Annotated in this window: 16 protein-coding genes; 12 read left to right on the top strand and 4 right to left on the bottom strand. The window is 57.0% G+C overall.

The features are described from left to right. The first annotated feature begins 58 nt into the window (after positions 1-58). The 12 genes from L370_RS16690 to trpS all read left to right on the top strand — a co-directional run bounded on the left by L370_RS16690 (position 59) and on the right by trpS (position 10,027). Positions 59-835 carry a hypothetical protein gene (locus L370_RS16690; RefSeq protein ID WP_023333705.1) on the top strand — a complete coding sequence of 259 codons (777 nt, stop codon included), beginning with the start codon at positions 59-61 and terminating at the stop codon, positions 833-835. Continuing rightward, positions 832-1,326, top strand: coding sequence for a PilN domain-containing protein (locus tag L370_RS16695; RefSeq protein ID WP_023333704.1), 495 nt, complete (start codon positions 832-834; stop codon positions 1,324-1,326). Before L370_RS16690 ends, L370_RS16695 begins: the two co-directional genes overlap by 4 nt. A 3-nt stretch (positions 1,327-1,329) precedes the next feature. Next, entirely contained in the window at positions 1,330-1,785 is a 456-nt protein-coding gene (locus L370_RS16700) for a HofO family protein (protein WP_023333703.1), read from the top strand. Continuing rightward, positions 1,775-2,179, top strand: a complete 405-nt coding sequence (locus L370_RS0121810; protein WP_032666550.1) for a HofP DNA utilization family protein — start codon at positions 1,775-1,777, stop codon at positions 2,177-2,179. The genes L370_RS16700 and L370_RS0121810 overlap by 11 nt, the downstream gene beginning before the upstream one ends. Next, positions 2,106-3,329 (top strand): DNA uptake porin HofQ, encoded by a 1,224-nt coding sequence (gene hofQ, locus L370_RS16705; RefSeq protein WP_255344042.1) that lies wholly within the window; start codon positions 2,106-2,108, stop codon positions 3,327-3,329. Before L370_RS0121810 ends, hofQ begins: the two co-directional genes overlap by 74 nt. A gap of 286 nt (positions 3,330-3,615) precedes the next feature. Further along, positions 3,616-4,137, top strand: a complete 522-nt coding sequence (gene aroK / locus L370_RS16710; RefSeq protein WP_003861630.1) for a shikimate kinase AroK — start codon at positions 3,616-3,618, stop codon at positions 4,135-4,137. A gap of 57 nt (positions 4,138-4,194) precedes the next feature. After that, positions 4,195-5,283, top strand: a complete 1,089-nt coding sequence (gene aroB, locus L370_RS16715) for a 3-dehydroquinate synthase (RefSeq protein ID WP_023333701.1) — start codon at positions 4,195-4,197, stop codon at positions 5,281-5,283. A gap of 92 nt (positions 5,284-5,375) precedes the next feature. Further along, on the top strand, positions 5,376-6,677 hold the full coding sequence (damX, locus tag L370_RS16720; RefSeq protein ID WP_023333700.1) for a cell division protein DamX: 1,302 nt from the start codon (positions 5,376-5,378) through the stop codon (positions 6,675-6,677). A gap of 67 nt (positions 6,678-6,744) precedes the next feature. Then, positions 6,745-7,557 (top strand): adenine-specific DNA-methyltransferase, encoded by an 813-nt coding sequence (dam, locus tag L370_RS16725; protein WP_023333699.1) that lies wholly within the window; start codon positions 6,745-6,747, stop codon positions 7,555-7,557. A 41-nt stretch (positions 7,558-7,598) separates the two neighbouring features. Next, positions 7,599-8,276, top strand: a complete 678-nt coding sequence (rpe, locus tag L370_RS16730) for a ribulose-phosphate 3-epimerase (RefSeq protein WP_023333698.1) — start codon at positions 7,599-7,601, stop codon at positions 8,274-8,276. Continuing rightward, complete coding sequence (gph, locus tag L370_RS16735) at positions 8,269-9,030, top strand: phosphoglycolate phosphatase (protein ID WP_023333697.1); 762 nt, start codon at positions 8,269-8,271, stop codon at positions 9,028-9,030. The genes rpe and gph overlap by 8 nt, the downstream gene beginning before the upstream one ends. Continuing rightward, positions 9,023-10,027, top strand: a complete 1,005-nt coding sequence (gene trpS / locus L370_RS16740; RefSeq protein WP_023333696.1) for a tryptophan--tRNA ligase — start codon at positions 9,023-9,025, stop codon at positions 10,025-10,027. Before gph ends, trpS begins: the two co-directional genes overlap by 8 nt. Positions 10,028-10,167: 140 nt before the next feature. Here the strand turns inward: trpS and L370_RS16745 are convergent, their stop codons facing one another. The 4 genes from L370_RS16745 to nirB all read right to left on the bottom strand — a co-directional run bounded on the left by L370_RS16745 (position 10,168) and on the right by nirB (position 14,825). Further along, positions 10,168-10,338 carry a YhfL family protein gene (locus L370_RS16745; RefSeq protein ID WP_008503029.1) on the bottom strand — a complete coding sequence of 57 codons (171 nt, stop codon included), beginning with the start codon at positions 10,336-10,338 and terminating at the stop codon, positions 10,168-10,170. 137 nt (positions 10,339-10,475) lie between these two features. Next, positions 10,476-11,849: a siroheme synthase CysG gene (gene cysG / locus L370_RS16750; RefSeq protein WP_023333695.1), complete on the bottom strand. Its 1,374-nt coding sequence runs from the start codon at positions 11,847-11,849 to the stop codon at positions 10,476-10,478. A 109-nt stretch (positions 11,850-11,958) separates the two neighbouring features. Beyond that, positions 11,959-12,285, bottom strand: a complete 327-nt coding sequence (nirD, locus tag L370_RS16755; protein ID WP_023333694.1) for a nitrite reductase small subunit NirD — start codon at positions 12,283-12,285, stop codon at positions 11,959-11,961. After that, positions 12,282-14,825, bottom strand: coding sequence for a nitrite reductase large subunit NirB (nirB, locus tag L370_RS16760; RefSeq protein ID WP_023333693.1), 2,544 nt, complete (start codon positions 14,823-14,825; stop codon positions 12,282-12,284). Before nirB ends, nirD begins: the two co-directional genes overlap by 4 nt. Between the last annotated feature and the right edge of the window lie 134 nt (positions 14,826-14,959).

Here is a 14,959-nt window from a genome sequence, read left to right as displayed (position 1 = left end):
CAAGCCTGATTCATTGATATAGCCGTCAAGACGACGGGCGATAAGGAGATCGTGAAGCATGGCTTTCAAAACATGGCAAACGGGCGTTCATATTCAACAGGATAGGGTGCTGATCGTTGCGTTGGCCCGGGACAAGTCCGGCTGGTGCTTGCGCCGCTGGTGGGCGATTCCTCTGGCCGAAGGCATCCTTCGTGACGGCAAAATTTATCAGCCAGAACAGCTGGTTGATGCGTTACGCGACTGGCGGAAAACGCTGCCGCACTACCATCGGGTGTTCCTCTCTTTCCCGGCAGCACGCACCCTGCAACGGTCGCTTCCTCGTCCGACCGTTGCGCTGCGCGACAGCGAGCAGCTCTCATGGCTTGGCGCGGCGCTCGCGCGTGAACTGGAGGTGTCTGCCGATACGCTCTGTTTCGATTACGCGCAGGATACCTTCAGCAATAGCTTTCAGGTGACTGCCGCGCAAAACAACGAGGTCGAGACCCTTCTGGCGCTGGCGAAAGCGCTGCGTTTGCGGCTGGTAGCCATTACGCCGGATGCCAGCGCGCTGGCGAATCTTCTTCCTGCGGTGGCGCCAGCGACGTGCGTTGCCTGGCGGGACGATCGGCAGTGGCTGTGGGCGATGCGCCACCAGTGGGGGCGCCGCTTTACCACAGAAGCCGAAAGCGTGGCCGAGCTGTCGGCGCTGCTGGCGCTTGGTCCGGATGACATCGCGCTGTTTGATAACCGACGTCACCCGTGGGAAATCCTGAAACGCTGCCATGCCCCGCTACCGGGCTGCGGCGCTGATTATACCGTTGCGCTGGCGCTGGCCATGAGCGAGGTGCCCGGATGAGCATCATGAATTTTCTGCCGTGGCGACAGCAGCGGCGCGCGCGATGCCTGCGTTTCTGGGGCGCAATGTCTGTCGGCACCGTGCTTTTGATGTTCGTGGTTATGTTCGGTCTGCGGATGAACCCTCTTATGAGGCTGCACGTGCTGCAAACGGATCTGACGGGAATGCAGACCGTGCAGCATGCGCTTCTCTCCCGGCAGAAACTCGCCTCACAGGCACAGAAGCCAGCGCAGACGCTTCAACAACGCGCATGGCAACCGGTGCTGGAGTCGCTTTCCCGCACCATTCCTGACCAGGTCTGGCTGGCAGAGCTTCGCTATCAGCCGCCTGCGCTGATGCTGAGCGGGTATGCCCTAACCCTGCCGGCCCTTTCTGCTCTGCGCGATGCGCTTGGACAAATTACCGGCTTCACGCCCGGGACGGCGGGTGAGCTTCGGCAGGACAGCCAGGGGCGCTGGACGTTCACCCTTCATCTTAAAAGCGAGGGTTAACGCGTGGATTTCCTGTTAGAACGCTGGTGCGAAAGCCGTCCCTGGAATCGGGTGCTCTTCTGGTGTCTGGGGAGCCTCCTGGCAGGACTGGCCGCGTGGGGCACCTTGCTCAGGCCGGTAGACAGGCAGTGTGCTGAACGACAACGCCAGCTGATTCAGGACGCGAGAGCTAACGCGGCGTTATGGCCTGTCGTCAGAAAGGGGCCGTTTCGTCCGAAGGCAACGGAATCAAGAGAGTTGACGCCGTTTTCTCCGCTCGATTTTCAGGGCGATAACACGACGCTGGTTTACTGGAAGCCGCTGCCAAAGGGAGGGGAACTGATGCTGGAGCTTGAGTGGCAGGCGCTGCCGGCGCTTTTTTCCCGGCTGGCGCAGCGGGATGTGCAGATCGCCGCTTTCGCGATTGCACCACAAGGTACAGCGCTGCGCCTGCGGCTGGAGCTGGAACATGCGAAATAGCGCGCGATATCTGCTGGTTTGCTCAGCGCTGCTATTGACCGGCATGCGCGATCCGTTTCGCCCGCCGGACGATCCCTGCGCCATTGCCGAGCTGGCGCAGTGGCACTATCGCGGCATGGTGGGAGGGCCGCAGGCTATCGGCATTTTACAGGATGGGCAAAAGCGCTGGTACCGGCTGAAAATGCATGAGCGCTTCCCGGTGGGCTGGACGATAACAGCCATCAATGAAACGGAACTGGTTGTTGATGTGGGTGACACATGTGAACCAGGAAAATGGACGTGGCAACGAGAAGGAACGGATAAGAATGAATTTACGGATAATGCTGTGGCTGCTGGCGTTCAGCCATCCGCTGTGGGCCGCCGCGCCAAAACCGGTCACGCTGGTGGTGGATGACGTGCCTGTTGTCCAGGTGCTGCAGAGCCTGGCCGCACAGGAGAACCGTAATCTGGTGATATCGCCCGATGTCGGCGGCTCGCTTTCGCTTAACCTGACGCGCGTCCCCTGGCGGCAGGCATTACAGACGGTTGTCACCAGCGCTGGCCTCGTTTTGCGAGAGGAGGGCGGCATTTTTTACGTGCATACCGCCGCCTGGCAGCGTGAACAGCAGGAACGCTCAGAGCAGGAGCGGGCGCGTCGACAGCTTGATGCGCCGCTGGTGTCTCACAGCATCCCTTTTTCCTATGCCGATGCCGGAGAGCTGCAAAAAGCCGCGGAAAAACTCCTGAGTCCAAAGGGAAGTTTATCTGTCGACAAACGCACCAACCGCCTGCTGATTCGGGATAACCGGACGGTGGTGGAGACGCTGCAAAGCTGGGCCGCTCAGATGGATATTCCCGTCGAACAGGTCGAGCTGGCGGCGCATATTGTGACCATGAATGAAAAAAGCCTGCGTGAATTGGGAGTGAAGTGGAATCTCGCCGACGCCACCGACGCGGGCAAGGTTGGTCAGCTCACCACGCTTGGCAGCGATCTTTCCGTCGCTAGCGCCACCAGCCACGTGGGTTTTAACATCGGGCGAATCAATGGTCGGCTGCTGGATCTGGAGCTCTCTGCGCTGGAGCAAAAACAGCAGGTCGATATCATCGCCAGCCCGCGGCTGCTGGCCTCGCATATGCAGCCGGCCAGCATCAAGCAGGGGAGTGAAATTCCGTATCAGGTTTCAAGCGGTGAAAGCGGCGCCACCTCCGTTGAGTTTAAGGAGGCGGTATTAGGGATGGAGGTCACGCCGGTGGTTTTACCGGGAGGGCGCGTGCGCCTGAAATTACATATCAGCGAAAATATGCCGGGACAGGTTCTGCAGCAGGCGGACGGCGAAACCCTGGCGATCGACAAACAGGAGATTGAAACCCAGGTGGAGGTAAAAAGTGGAGAAACGCTGGCGTTGGGCGGAATTTTTTCGCAGAAGAACAAAACCGGCAGTGACAGCGTGCCGGGGCTGGGAAAAATCCCCTGGCTTGGGCAGCTTTTTCGCCATGATGGGAAGGATAATGAACGGCGCGAGCTAGTGGTGTTTATTACGCCACGTCTGGTCGGTATTCGCTGACGGGTGACGATCCCCGCAATGATTTTGCATTCAGTTTGTTGCAGATGTTTGACGTGGGGCATGAATTAGCATACAAGGAGTACCGATTTGAGTTGGACTTACGTCTTATTACCTTATGCGCCCGACGCGGTGATTTAATCAGTTGCCAAACAAGCCGGAGTATTGAGATAATTTTTAGTCTGACTCTCGCTCTATTGCATATGAGGTTTCAGTTCATGTCCTGCTACGCTGAGTGTCTGCGCAGCGGGGATTACCATTAACGAATAGTCTTAGTAGTACCGATAAAATGGCAGAGAAACGCAATATCTTTCTGGTTGGGCCTATGGGTGCCGGCAAAAGCACTATTGGGCGTCAGTTAGCTCAACAACTCAATATGGAATTTTACGATTCTGATCAAGAGATTGAGAAACGAACCGGAGCTGATGTGGGCTGGGTTTTCGACGTAGAAGGCGAAGAAGGTTTCCGTGACCGAGAAGAAAAAGTGATCAACGAACTCACGGAAAAACAGGGCATCGTTCTGGCAACAGGCGGCGGCTCTGTGAAATCTCGCGAAACCCGCAACCGTCTCTCCGCCCGTGGCGTAGTGGTCTATCTTGAGACGACCATCGAGAAACAGCTGGCACGTACGCAGCGCGATAAAAAGCGCCCGCTGCTGCAGGTTGAAACGCCACCACGCGAAGTTCTGGAAGCGTTGGCCGATGAACGCAATCCGCTGTATGAAGAGATTGCCGATGTGACCATTCGTACTGACGACCAGAGCGCTAAAGTGGTTGCAAACCAGATTATTCATATGCTGGAAAGCAACTGATTCTGGCTTTATATACACTCGCCTGCGGGTAAAAGCATTAAAGGTGGATGTCGCGTCATGGAGAGGATTACAGTTACTCTCGGGGAACGTAGTTACCCTATCACCATCGCGGCTGGTTTGTTTAACGACCCAGCTTCCTTTTTACCACTGAAAGAGGGTGATCAGGCGATGCTGGTCACCAATGAGACGCTGGCTCCGCTTTATCTCGACCGCGTACGCCACCTGCTTGAGCAGGCGGGCGTAAAAGTCGACAGTGTGATTCTCCCCGATGGCGAGCAGTATAAAAGCCTGACGGTACTGGATACCGTCTTTACCGCATTGCTGCAAAAACCGCACGGTCGCGATACAACACTGCTTGCCCTGGGCGGCGGTGTTGTGGGCGATCTGACCGGCTTTGCGGCCGCAAGCTATCAACGTGGCGTCCGTTTTATTCAAATCCCGACCACGTTGCTGTCCCAGGTCGACTCCTCTGTGGGTGGCAAAACGGCAGTGAACCATCCGCTCGGCAAAAACATGATTGGCGCGTTCTACCAGCCCGCATCGGTGGTGGTGGATCTCGACTGTCTGAAAACCCTGCCGAAGCGCGAGCTGGCTTCTGGTCTGGCGGAAGTGATCAAATACGGCATTATTCTGGACGGCGAGTTCTTTAACTGGCTTGAAGAGAATATGGATGCGCTGCTGCGCCTGGATGAGGCTAAACTGGCATACTGCATCCGTCGTTGTTGTGAGCTGAAAGCAGAAGTTGTCGCAGCAGACGAGCGTGAAACGGGCTTACGTGCTTTACTGAATCTTGGGCATACGTTTGGTCACGCGATTGAAGCCGAAATGGGTTACGGTAACTGGCTGCACGGTGAAGCCGTCGCGGCCGGAATGGTAATGGCTGCCCGTACTTCAGAACGTCTCGGGCAGTTCACACCGGAAGAGACGGCACGCATCATTGCGCTGCTTGAGCGTGCAGGTTTGCCGGTGACCGGACCGCAGGCGATGTCGGCGCAAGCGTATTTACCCCACATGATGCGCGATAAAAAAGTATTGGCAGGCGAGATGCGTCTTGTACTCCCGCTTGCAATAGGGAAGAGTGAAGTGCGCGGCGGAGTGCCGCACGATGTCGTTCTTGGCGCTATCGCTGATTGTCAGCAGGCGTAACAACTAGAAAGGTCAGGCCACTGTCGCAGGTGGTCGTTTAGCTTCAGGTGAAATGCAAAGTCGTTAGCATAAGCCTTTGAGTGGGGTGTTAAATGGATGAATTCAAACCAGAAGACGAGCTGAAACCCGATCCCAGCGATCGTCGTACTGGTCGTTCTCGTCAATCTTCAGAACGTGATAACGAGCCGCAGATCAACTTTGACGATGTTGATCTGGATGCAGACGATCGTCGCCCTTCGCGCAGCCGCAACGCGCACGAAGAGCGAGCAGAAGAGGATTATGAGTCCGAAGAAGATTCAATGGACGAACAGCCTGTAGAGCGTCGCCCGCGTAAACGTAAAAAAGCCGCTGCGCCAAAACCGGCTTCCCGCCAGTACATTATGATGGGCCTGGGCGTTCTGGTGCTTGTGCTGCTGATTGTCGGCATTGGCTCCGCGCTTAAAGCACCGTCAACGAACTCAACCGAGCAAACTGCTTCCGCTGAGAAGAGCATCAACCTGTCCGGTAACGATGCGTCCAATCAGGCGAATGGCGCACAGCCTGCACCGGGTGCAACTTCCGCAGAGCAGACCGCAGGTAACACCACAGCGCCGCAGGATGTTTCTCTGCCGCCCGTTTCTTCAACCCCTGCTCAGGGTCAGACACCTGCTACGCCTGAAGGCCAGCAGCGCGTAGAAGTTCAGGGAGACCTGAACAATGCGCTGACGCAGCCGCAGAACCAGCAGCAGGTTGATAACGTCGTGGTTAACTCCACGCTGCCAACTGAGCCGGCAACCGTTGCCCCAATTCGCGGTGGTAATGCTCAGCCACAAACGGCTGCGACGGAAACCAAGCCGCGCCAGACGCAAACTGCGACACGTCCTGAACGTAAGCAGGCGGTGATTGAGCCTAAGCGTGAAACCAAACCTCAGGCAGTTGTCAAAGCGCCTGAAGTGAAAGCCGCACCGGCACAGCCGAAACACACCGAAACGGCTGCGGTGAGCGAGCCTGCTAAAGCGCCAGTCACGCAGACTGCGCCGAAAGCAACGGCGACCACAACGGCACCGGCTGCCACAGCTGCGCCTGCGGCAACGGCAACAGCCTCCAGCGGCGCGGCAGGTAAAACTGCAGGTAACGTCGGTTCGCTGAAATCTGCGCCATCCAGCAACTACACGCTGCAGCTGAGCAGTTCGTCTAACTATGACAACCTCAACGGTTGGGCGAAGAAATCAAATCTGAAAAACTACGTGGTTTATCAGACGACCCGTAACGGTCAGCCGTGGTATGTGCTGGTGAGCGGTGTGTATGCTTCCAAAGATGAAGCAAAACGTGCCGTGGCGGCACTGCCAGCAGACGTTCAGGCGAAAAACCCGTGGGCGAAGCCGATTCATCAGGTTCAGGCCGATCTGAAGTAATGTTTAAAGCGCAGGATGCTGTCGGAGCTTTCTCCACAGCCGGAGAAGGTGTAATCAGTTAGTCAGCATGAAAAAAAATCGCGCTTTTCTGAAATGGGCAGGGGGGAAATACCCCCTGCTCGATGATATTAAAAAGCACCTGCCTAAAGGCGAGTGTCTTATCGAGCCTTTCGTGGGCGCAGGATCGGTGTTCCTCAACACCGATTTTTCTCGTTATATCCTGGCGGATATCAACAACGACCTTATCAGTCTCTATAACATCGTTAAGCTGCGTACCGAAGAGTATGTTGCAGAGGCGCGCAAACTGTTTACGCCCGAGAATAATCTCCCGGACGTTTACTACCAGTTCCGCACGGAGTTTAACCAGAGCCAGGATCCGTTCCGCAGAGCGCTGCTGTTCCTCTATCTCAACCGCCATGGTTACAACGGCCTGTGCCGGTATAACCTGCGCGGGGAGTTTAACGTGCCGTTTGGTCGCTATAAGCGCCCGTATTTCCCGCAGGACGAGCTGTATCACTTTGCCGAAAAAGCGCAGAACGCAGAGTTTCATTGCCTCTCCTATGAAGAGTGTATGGAACTGGCAGGCGTAAACTCGGTGGTCTACTGTGACCCGCCTTACGCCCCGCTGTCTGCAACGGCGAATTTCACCGCTTATCACACCAACAGCTTCAGCCCGGCTGAACAGGCTCGTCTGGCGGAGATGGCGGAAAAGCTGGTCAGCAAAAGAATTCCGGTGTTAATTTCGAATCACGATACCCCTGATACGCGCGAATGGTACAAAGCCGCGAAGCATTTTCAGGTCAAAGTGCGGCGTAGCATTAGCAGCAACGGCGGCACACGTAAAAAGGTGGACGAACTTCTGGCTCTTTATCGCCCCTGAGCCGTTTTGCCCGCCGGTAAACACATTTCAAGGAGAAGCGGATGAAACAGTTTTTGATTGCTCCCTCAATTCTGTCGGCCGATTTTGCCCGCCTGGGTGAAGACACCGCCGAAGCTCTCGCGGCTGGTGCAGATGTCGTCCATTTCGACGTTATGGACAACCACTACGTCCCGAATCTGACCATTGGCCCAATGGTGCTCAAGGCATTGCGTAACTATGGCATTACCGCGCCGATCGACGTTCACCTGATGGTGAAGCCTGTCGATCGCATTGTGCCTGACTTCGCCGCAGCGGGTGCCAGCATCATCACTTTCCATCCGGAAGCCTCTGAACACGTCGACCGCACGCTGCAGCTGATCAAAGAGAACGGCTGTAAAGCGGGGCTGGTGTTTAACCCGGCCACGCCGCTGAGCTATCTCGACTATGTCATGGACAAGCTGGACGTGATTCTGCTGATGTCCGTTAACCCGGGCTTTGGCGGTCAGTCGTTCATTCCCCACACGCTGGATAAGCTGCGTGAAGTGCGCCGTCGTATTGATGAGTCAGGTTACGATATTCGCCTGGAAGTGGACGGCGGCGTGAAAGTAAATAACATTGGTGAAATTGCGGCAGCCGGCGCGGATATGTTCGTTGCAGGTTCGGCCATTTTCGACCAACCGGATTACAAAAAAGTCATTGATGAAATGCGCCGTGAGCTGGCGAAGGTAAGTCATGGATAAATTGCAGGCAATTCGGGGTGTGGCATTCGACCTCGACGGTACGCTGGTCGACAGCGCGCCGGGCTTAACGAGCGCCGTAGACCAGGCGCTGTACGCACTTGAACTCCCCGTTGCGGGGGAAGATCGCGTGGTAACGTGGATTGGCAACGGCGCCGATGTTCTGATGGAGCGCGCGTTGACGTGGGCGCGTCAGGAGCGTGCGTCACAGCGTTCCGCCCAGGGTAAACCGAGCGTTGATCACGCTGATATTCCTAAGGATGAGCAGCTGCGTATTCTGCGCAAACTGTTCGATCGTTTCTATGAAGAGACCGTCGAGGAGGGCAGCTTCCTGTTCCCGGACGTTCAGGAAACGCTGAGCGCGCTGCACGCTAAGGGCATCCCGCTGGGGCTGGTGACCAACAAACCGACGCCGTTTGTTGCGCCTCTGCTGGAAGCGCTGGATATCGCGAAGTACTTCTCCGTGATTGTGGGCGGCGACGATGTTCAAAACAAAAAGCCGCATCCGGAACCGCTGCTGCTGGTGGCAGGAAAATTATCCTTAACGCCTGCGGAGCTGCTCTTTGTCGGGGATTCGCGCAATGATATTCTGGCTGCCCGAGCGGCAGGGTGTCCTTCCGTCGGATTAACCTATGGCTACAACTACGGTGAAGCTATCACGCTAAGTGAGCCGGATGTGGTCTTCGACCACTTCAAAGATTTGTTGCCCGCACTCGGGCTTTCGCACAGTGAACATCAGGAATTGAATAATGACTAAGCCCATCGTTTTTAGTGGCGCACAGCCCTCAGGTGAATTGACCATTGGTAACTACATGGGTGCGTTACGTCAGTGGGTCAGCATGCAGGATGACTATCATTGCATTTACTGCATCGTCGATCTCCACGCGATTACCGCGCGTCAGGATCCTGAGAAGCTGCGTAAAGCCACCCTGGATACGCTGGCGCTGTACCTGGCCTGCGGCATCGATCCAGAGAAGAGCACCATTTTCGTTCAGTCTCACGTACCAGAGCACGCGCAACTGGGCTGGGCGCTGAACTGCTACACCTATTTCGGCGAGCTGAGCCGCATGACCCAGTTCAAGGATAAATCCGCGCGCTACTCCGAAAACATCAACGCCGGCCTGTTCGACTATCCGGTGCTGATGGCGGCGGATATCCTGCTGTATCAAACCAACCAGGTGCCGGTGGGTGAAGACCAGAAGCAGCACCTGGAGCTGAGCCGCGATATCGCCCAGCGCTTTAACGCGATTTACGGCGATGTGTTCAAAGTGCCAGAGCCGTTTATTCCGAAATCCGGTGCGCGCGTGATGTCGCTGCTGGAGCCGACCAAGAAGATGTCCAAGTCTGACGATAACCGCAACAACGTTATCGGCCTTCTGGAAGATCCGAAATCAGTGGTGAAAAAGCTCAAGCGTGCGGTGACCGATTCCGACGAGCCGCCTGTTGTGCGCTACGACGTGCAGAACAAAGCGGGCGTCTCCAACCTGCTGGATATTCTCTCCGGTGTCACCGGCCAGAGCATTCCTGAGCTGGAGCAGCACTTCGAAGGCAAGATGTACGGCCACCTGAAAGGTGAAGTGGCAGACGCCGTTTCCGGCATGCTAACCGAGCTGCAGGAGCGCTATAACCGCTACCGTAACGACGAAGCTTTCCTGCAGAAAGTGATGAAAGAGGGCGCGGAAAAAGCCAGCGCGCGCGCGTCAGAAACCCTGAAAGCAGTGTATGAAGCGATTGGGTTTGTGGGTAAGCCTTAAGCCTGCGTTGCCGGGTGGCGCTGACGCTTACCCGGCCTACGGGATCGTGTAGGTCGGGTAAGGCGAAGCCGCCACCCGACGAAAAACTGCCCAAACAAAAAAACCGGGAAATGCCCGGTTTTTTTACGCCTGTAAAACGCTTACTGCTGCGCTGCCGGGCCGCAACCGCCGATGATTTTCGAAATGGAGATCGCCGGGTGCAGCAGATAATCGTAGCTGCAATTATTTTTGGTGTTCTGTACGTGACCGGTGCAGGCCGTCAGCGTCGATAACAGGCCAACCAGAACGGCGGCTTTTGCCAGTTTGAACATATGCATTCCTTGTCTAAAAAATGGATGTAATACGAGGGAATAAATGGAAAAGTTCCACTATGCGGGCGGTATGTTATCGGTAGTGGTATGAGGGGAGTAGTCCGCTTAAGGACTACTCCAGGAAGGGAGAATATGCGTTAGTGATTGGAGAACCAGTTCAGCTTGTCGCGCAGTTCAACCACGCGGCCCACCACAATCAGCGCCGGGCTTTCAACCTGCTGCGCCAGTTCGCCTAACTGCGTCAGCACTCCATCCACCACGCGCTGCGTAATAGCGGTACCGTTTTCCACCAGCGCTACCGGCATATCTGCCTCCATGCCGTGCTCCAGCAGCTTCGCCTGAATCGTGGCGGCCTGATTGAGCCCCATGTAGAACACCAGCGTCTGCTTTTCGGCGGCCAGGTTATGCCAGTCCAGCTCGCTGCCGGTCTTCAGGTGGCCCGTCACCAGGCGTACGCTTTGGGCGTAATCCCGGTGGGTCAGCGGAATGCCAGAGTACGCTGAACAGCCGGACGCCGCCGTAATGCCGGGCACCACGGAGAACGGAATACCCGCGTCACACAGGGTTTCCAGCTCCTCGCCGCCACGACCAAAGATAAACGGATCGCCACCCTTAAGGCGCACCACGCGCTTGCCTTTCTGCGCCTCGCGCAGCAGGATCTGGTTAATCTCCTCCTGCGGCACGCAGTGGTAGCCAGCCCGTTTGCCGACGAATACGCGGTCGGCGTCGCGACGCACCAGGTTCATGATGTCATCGGAGACAAGACGATCGTAAACCACGATATCCGCCTGCTGGATCTGCTGCAGCCCTTTCAGCGTCAGCAGGCCCGCATCGCCGGGCCCGGCCCCCACCAGCACCACTTCACCGCGGTGGTCCAGCGGCTCGCTCAGGAGCCGTTCGGTCGTCTCTTCAACGGCTTGGGTGTCCTGATTGGCCAGCGATTGCGCCAGCCTGTCGTTCACAAAGAATTTCTCCCAGAAGCGACGGCGCTCGCCCACGGTCGCGAAGGTTTGCTTCACGCGTGAACGCAGCTGCCCGGCATAATGCGCAATCTGTCCAAGATGCTGGGGCAGTATGGCTTCCAGTTTTTCCCGCAGCAGACGCGCGAGAACCGGCGAGCGACCGCCGGACGACACCGCAATCATCAGCGGCGAACGGTCGATAATCGACGGCATGATGAAGCTGGCCTCTTTCGGCGCATCCACCACGTTACAGAAGATACGGCGTTCTTCGCAGGCGTCGCTAACGCGCTGGTTCACTTCATCGTTATCCGTCGCAGCGATGGTCAGCCAGCAGGTATCCAGCAGGGATTCATTAAACTCACCCTGTTCCAGCGTGAGCATCCCTTCCTGCGCCCAGACGTCAAACTGAGGGGCGAAGGCGAGGGCGTTGACGGTCAGCCGGGCGCCCGCCTCTAACAGCAGGCGCGCCTTGCGTTCAGCCACGTCGCCGCCGCCCACGAGCAGGCAGTCGCGGTTGCGTAATTGACAAAAAATCGGCAGGTGATCCACGACGTTACCTCACAGCATTCATGGCGGGGGAAGAATTGACGTCAGGATAACAGCAGGGATCGTACAGAACATACGACTTTCCTGCCGTTATCCCTAAAAGGGCGGGGGATTAGCCTTTCAACTGCACCTTACCGTCCTTCACGCGGACGTCGTAGTGTTTGACCGAGAAGCTTTCATCTTCCATGCAGAGTCCGTCGGTTAAGCGGAAACGCTGCTTTTTCAACGGGCTGGCGACCCACAGTTCACCCTGGTGCTCGGCAATCAGGCCTCGAGAGAGCACGCTGGCCTCGAAGAACGGGTCGATATTGCTGATGGCAAAAACCTGTTCATCGTGGCGAGGGCGGAAAATCGCGACCTGCTCGCAGCCCAGCAGCGCGCACACGCCGGTTGCCGGGATGATGTCGTTAATATCGCAAATGTTTATCCACTGGCTCATGCGTTTTCCTCCACCAGCGTCACCGGAATACGTTCATACGGTGTCGCCGGACGATGCTGTTCACGCTCCGGCACAACCTGTACGTTCGGGTCGCGCCGGGTGCTGTTGATAAAGTGTTTGAAGCGCGTCTGCGCCGCCGGGGTGTTGACGGTTTCCGTCCACTCGCAGATCACCGCCTCGCGCAGGCGAGCCATCTCCGCTTCCAGATGCTCGTTCAGGCCCAGCTTGTCGTCGATGATGACCGATTTCAGGTAGTCGATGCCGCCTTCCAGGTTATCGAGCCAGGAAGCGGTACGGGTCAGCTTATCGGCGGTACGGATGTAGAACATCATGAAGCGGTCGAGGTACTGAATCAGCGTGTCGCGATCGAGATCCGCCGCCAGCAGGTCCGCGTGGCGTGGCTTCATCCCGCCGTTGCCGCAGACGTACAGGTTCCAGCCCTTCTCGGTGGCGATGATACCCACGTCTTTACCCTGCGCTTCCGCGCATTCGCGGGTACAGCCGGAGACGCCAAACTTCATTTTGTGCGGGGTGCGGATGCCTTTGTAGCGGTTTTCCAGCTCCACGCCGAAGCCCACGCTGTCGCCCACGCCGTAGCGGCACCAGGTGCTGCCCACGCAGGTTTTTGCCATGCGCAGCGCTTTGGCGTACGCGTGACCGGTTTCGAAGCCGGCTTCAATCAGCTGACGCCAGATTTCCGGCAGGTCGTCTTTCTGCGCACCAAACAGGCCGATACGCTGGGAACCGGTGATTTTGGTGTAGAGGTTAAATTCACGTGCAATACGGCCCACCGCGACCAGCCCTTCCGGCGTAATTTCGCCACCGGCAGAGCGCGGAATGACGGAGTAAGTACCGTCTTTCTGGATGTTCGCCAGGAAGTTGTCGTTGGTATCCTGCAGCGGCGTATGCTCGGGCTGGAGCACGTATTCGTTCCAGCAGGAGGCCAGCAGGGAGCCTACGGTCGGCTTACACGCTTCGCAGCCGTAGCCCTGGCCGTGCTTCGCCAGCAGTTCGTCGAAGGATTTGATGCCTTCCACGCGGATCAGGTGGTACAGCTCCTGGCGAGAATACGCGAAGTGCTCGCACAGGTTGTTGTTCACTTCGATGCCCTGTTTTGCCAGCTCGGCGTTCAGCACCTGAGTGACCAGCGGAATACAGCCGCCGCAGCCGGTACCGGCTTTGGTTTCCGCTTTCAGCGCCGCCACGGTATGGCAGCCTTTGTTGATGGCGGAGATCAGCATGCCTTTGGTGACGTCGAAGCAGGAGCAAATCTGCGCGCTGTCCGGCAGTTTATCCACGCCGATAGACGGCTTGCCGCTGGAGGCATGCGCCGGGAGGATCAGCGCGTCCGGGTTTTCCGGCAGCTCGATGGCGTTCAGCACCAGCTGGAGCAGGTTGCCGAAGTCGCTGGTGTCCCCCACCAGTACCGCACCGAGCAGGGTTTTGTTGTCCTGGCTGACGATCAGGCGTTTGTAGACTTCTTTACTTTCGTCGAGGTAGACGTAGCTGCGGGAATTCGGGGTACGACCGTGCGCATCGCCAATCCCGCCTACGTCCACACCCAGCAGCTTCAGCTTGGCGCTCATGTCTGCGCCGGTAAACGCGTTTTCGGTGCCGAGAATGTGGTCAACGGCGACCTGCGCCATTTTGTAGCCCGGCGCCACCAGACCGTATACGCGGTTGTTCCAGCTGGCGCATTCGCCTATAGCGTAGATATCCGCATCGGAGGTCTGGCAGGCGTCGTTAATCATGATCCCGCCGCGCTGCGCCACGGCCAGACCGCACTGGGTCGCCAGCTTGTCGCGCGGACGAATACCGGTGGAGAAGACGATGAAGTCCACTTCCAGCTCGCTGCCGTCGGCAAAGCGCATGGTTTTGCGTGCTTCAGTCCCTTCCTGAACGATCTCTTTAGTGTTCTTGCTGGTGTGAACCTTCACGCCCATGCTTTCGATTTTACGGCGCAGCTGGTCACCGCCCATATGGTCCAGCTGTTCGGCCATCAGCATCGGGGCAAATTCGATAACGTGGGTTTCAACGCCGAGGTTTTTGAGCGCGCCAGCCGCTTCCAGACCCAGCAGTCCGCCGCCGACAACCGCGCCGCGTTTGCTTCGGCGCGCGCAGGATTCGATGGCGTTGAGGTCTTCAATGGTACGGTAGACGAAGCAATCCTGAGTTTCTGAGCCTTTAATCGGTGGGATCCACGGATAGGAGCCTGTCGCCATGATCAGCTTGTCGTAAAAAACCGTACGCCCGGCGCTGGAGTGGATCACTTTTTCCTGACGGTTGATGGTGATAGCGCGTTCGCCCACCAGCACTTTTACGCCATGCTTCTCGTAGAAACCTTCACGCACCAGAGAGAGCTCTTCGGCGGTATGATGGGAGAAGTAGGAAGACAGGTGCACACGGTCGTACGCCTTGCGGGGTTCTTCACAGAACACGGTAATATCGAAACGGTCAGCGTCGGCTTTATCGAGAAGATCCTCAATAAAGCGGTGGCCGACCATGCCGTTACCGATGATAGCGAGTCTGACTTTGCTCATTTTTGCCTCGATTTCTTTTCTATTACTGCCTACCTTAACGATTCAGCAGGGGCACTTATTGATGCAAATCAAATACGCCTTCACCTACCCACAAGGTGGTATATGACTGATTTGTCAGGATTTTTATAAGTTAT

It is taken from the genome of Enterobacter sp. MGH 24, assembly GCF_000493015.1.
Lineage (GTDB): Bacteria > Pseudomonadota > Gammaproteobacteria > Enterobacterales > Enterobacteriaceae > Enterobacter.
The sequence above is the reverse complement of the archived record's forward strand: the minus strand, read 5'-3'. Positions and strand labels throughout refer to the sequence as shown.

Bases quoted from the DNA above. Each gene is read 5' to 3' on its own strand.
- nirB (WP_023333693.1), bottom strand. From the start codon at position 14,825: ATGAGCAAAGTCAGACTCGCTATCATCGGTAACGGCATGGTCGGCCAC.
- aroB (WP_023333701.1), top strand. From the start codon at position 4,195: ATGGAGAGGATTACAGTTACTCTCGGGGAACGTAGTTACCCTATCACC.
- gph (WP_023333697.1), top strand. From the start codon at position 8,269: ATGGATAAATTGCAGGCAATTCGGGGTGTGGCATTCGACCTCGACGGT.
- trpS (WP_023333696.1), top strand. From the start codon at position 9,023: ATGACTAAGCCCATCGTTTTTAGTGGCGCACAGCCCTCAGGTGAATTG.
- nirD (WP_023333694.1), bottom strand. From the start codon at position 12,285: ATGAGCCAGTGGATAAACATTTGCGATATTAACGACATCATCCCGGCA.
- rpe (WP_023333698.1), top strand. From the start codon at position 7,599: ATGAAACAGTTTTTGATTGCTCCCTCAATTCTGTCGGCCGATTTTGCC.
- L370_RS16745 (WP_008503029.1), bottom strand. From the start codon at position 10,338: ATGTTCAAACTGGCAAAAGCCGCCGTTCTGGTTGGCCTGTTATCGACG.
- dam (WP_023333699.1), top strand. From the start codon at position 6,745: ATGAAAAAAAATCGCGCTTTTCTGAAATGGGCAGGGGGGAAATACCCC.
- damX (WP_023333700.1), top strand. From the start codon at position 5,376: ATGGATGAATTCAAACCAGAAGACGAGCTGAAACCCGATCCCAGCGAT.
- hofQ (WP_255344042.1), top strand. From the start codon at position 2,106: ATGCTGTGGCTGCTGGCGTTCAGCCATCCGCTGTGGGCCGCCGCGCCA.
- L370_RS16695 (WP_023333704.1), top strand. From the start codon at position 832: ATGAGCATCATGAATTTTCTGCCGTGGCGACAGCAGCGGCGCGCGCGA.
- L370_RS16690 (WP_023333705.1), top strand. From the start codon at position 59: ATGGCTTTCAAAACATGGCAAACGGGCGTTCATATTCAACAGGATAGG.
- aroK (WP_003861630.1), top strand. From the start codon at position 3,616: ATGGCAGAGAAACGCAATATCTTTCTGGTTGGGCCTATGGGTGCCGGC.
- L370_RS0121810 (WP_032666550.1), top strand. From the start codon at position 1,775: ATGCGAAATAGCGCGCGATATCTGCTGGTTTGCTCAGCGCTGCTATTG.